Source organism: Persicitalea sp., from assembly GCF_041751555.1.
Taxonomy (GTDB): domain Bacteria; phylum Bacteroidota; class Bacteroidia; order Cytophagales; family Spirosomataceae; genus Persicitalea.
Window position 1 is genome coordinate 1 of record NZ_JBGSXF010000372.1, and the last position, 1924, is coordinate 1924.

Sequence of the window (1924 nt, forward strand, 5' to 3'; positions counted from 1 at the left end):
AGGAATTTGGTGCTTTTGTCAGTCATTATTGATTGATGGAAATTTGAAAAAAATTAAGGACGCTATCCGCCACCATAAATGTTCAGTTTGTGATTTTGCAGCCTTGGGCCCCGAAAATCAGATGAAAGTAGGGGCCAACGGGAATATAGCTGTCCAGGATGAAAGGTATTTGCGGCTGCAAGTTAGGCAGTTCCTTTTAATGGCTGATACGGTTTTGAGTCAAATTACCCAAACAACCGCTCCTGTCAATAAATAACCGCCTGACTTTTTGCGTTGAACAAGAAACCAATCTCTTGCCGTAAATTATTTTAGAAAGTATAAATTTGCAGCGTGAAATAACCGACGTGCTGGTACGATCCACCCATTGTAAAGTACCAAGGCAGAAACCTCTCAGAGCTATGAAACTAACCCAAATCGACCGCCGCACGGGCCTGACCCGCGAGGAATTCATTGAAAACTACCTCAAACCACGTCGCCCGGTAGTTTTTACCGATCTCATCAAAGACTGGCCTGCCACCCAAAAATGGACCTTCGACTGGTTCCGCGAAAACCACGGTGACCTGGAAGTACCATTGGTGGACAACCACATCCACGATCCTGAAAAGTACTTTCAGAACGCCGCCACCATGCCTTTCGGCGAGTATTTATCTTTGATCGAAAAAGGCCCGACGGATCTCAGGATTTTCCTCTTCGATATTTTTAAGAAAATTCCCGAACTCAACGCCGACGTGCAATTCCCGACGATCATGGACGGATTTGTCAAGAGCTATAAGTTCATGTTTTTCGGGGGCCAGAATTCGGAGGTTAACCTGCACTACGACATGGATTGCTCCCACGTCTTCCTCTCGCAGTTCCAGACCCGCAAGAAAATAATCCTCTTCCCGCCTTCGGAAAGTACCCGACTCTACCAGCACCCTTTCACGGTGATGAGCCACGTCCACCCGCTGCACCCCGATTTGAAGCGCTTCCCGGCTTTCGACCAGGCCCAGGGTTACGAGACTGTCCTCGGCCACGGCGAAACGGTATTCATTCCCTCGCTGTGGTGGCACTACATCAAGTACGTCGATGGTGGTTTTGGTCTTTCGCTTCGCGCCAACGACTCAGTATTTACCCTGTTGAAAGGCGGCATGAATCTGGCTCGCCACACGGTAGTTGACAAGGGTATGAACTCGCTGCTCGGCCCTCGCTGGAAGGAGTGGAAGGAAAATAAGGCAATCGAGAGGGCGAGGACGATGATGGCTTAAAACTCCACCACCAACCCCAAAGCCGGCGTCACCGTTGCATCCTCATTCCTGAGAATTAGTGGAATAGCGTTACTGCCATTGGGTAAAAGCGTAGCTCCGTCGGTAGTTTTGAAGCCCGAATTATCCTCCGTCCGCTCAAAGGTAAACTGTGGAAAAGCCGGATTCTTGGTCAGAAAAAGATTCTGGATGTCGACAAAGGCATCGACCGAAAAGCGTTTGGCGTTCCACTTTTTATCGATACGGAAATCGAAACGGTTGAAAGCCCGCAGCCGTTCGGCGTTTAGGCGACCGTTGTCGAGTGTTCCAGTACCCAGCACCGCGTAGTTGCGCTGGGAAGCGGCCAAATCGAAGGGGGTGTAGGGTGCGCCCCCCTGAAAGAGGAACTTCCCTCCTATCTCCCAACCGCGTTTGAATTTATAGCCCAACTGCGTCGAAACTAGGTGACGGGTGTCCCAGGCTGAGGGCTTGTATGTCCCATCGACACCCGTGAATTCTGATTTGAAAAGGGTGTAGCTCGACACGCCAAAGAAATTCCCGGCCAGTTTTTGTTGAACAAAAAATTCGATGCCTCGGCTGCGGCCCGTTCCGGTACTCGTCACATTCTCATTGCCGATGGCCCCAAACTCTCCACCCTGGTTGGCCAGCGAAATGCCGTCGCGCACCGACACGGGGTAGTTGGC

2 protein-coding genes and 1 pseudogene are annotated in these 1924 nt (G+C 50.7%); 2 read left to right on the forward strand and 1 reads right to left on the reverse strand.

Annotation, left to right across the window (positions count from 1 at the left end; translation table 11 throughout):
* On the forward strand, window positions 1-256 hold a 256-nt coding region (locus ACEW8P_RS13295; protein WP_373513564.1), incomplete at its 5' end, for a hypothetical protein.
* Window positions 257-398: 142 nt separating this feature from the next.
* A complete protein-coding gene (locus tag ACEW8P_RS13300; RefSeq protein WP_373513565.1) occupies window positions 399-1244 on the forward strand; it encodes a cupin-like domain-containing protein in 846 nt (281 codons plus the stop codon).
* Here ACEW8P_RS13300 and ACEW8P_RS13305 read toward each other — a convergent pair.
* A pseudogene (locus ACEW8P_RS13305) lies at window positions 1241-1924 on the reverse strand (TonB-dependent receptor); the annotation flags it as partial. The gene ACEW8P_RS13300 and the pseudogene ACEW8P_RS13305 overlap by 4 nt on opposite strands.

Excerpts from the sequence above, each read along its gene's own strand:
- ACEW8P_RS13300 (WP_373513565.1), top strand. The coding sequence starts at position 399 with ATGAAACTAACCCAAATCGACCGCCGCACGGGCCTGACCCGCGAGGAA.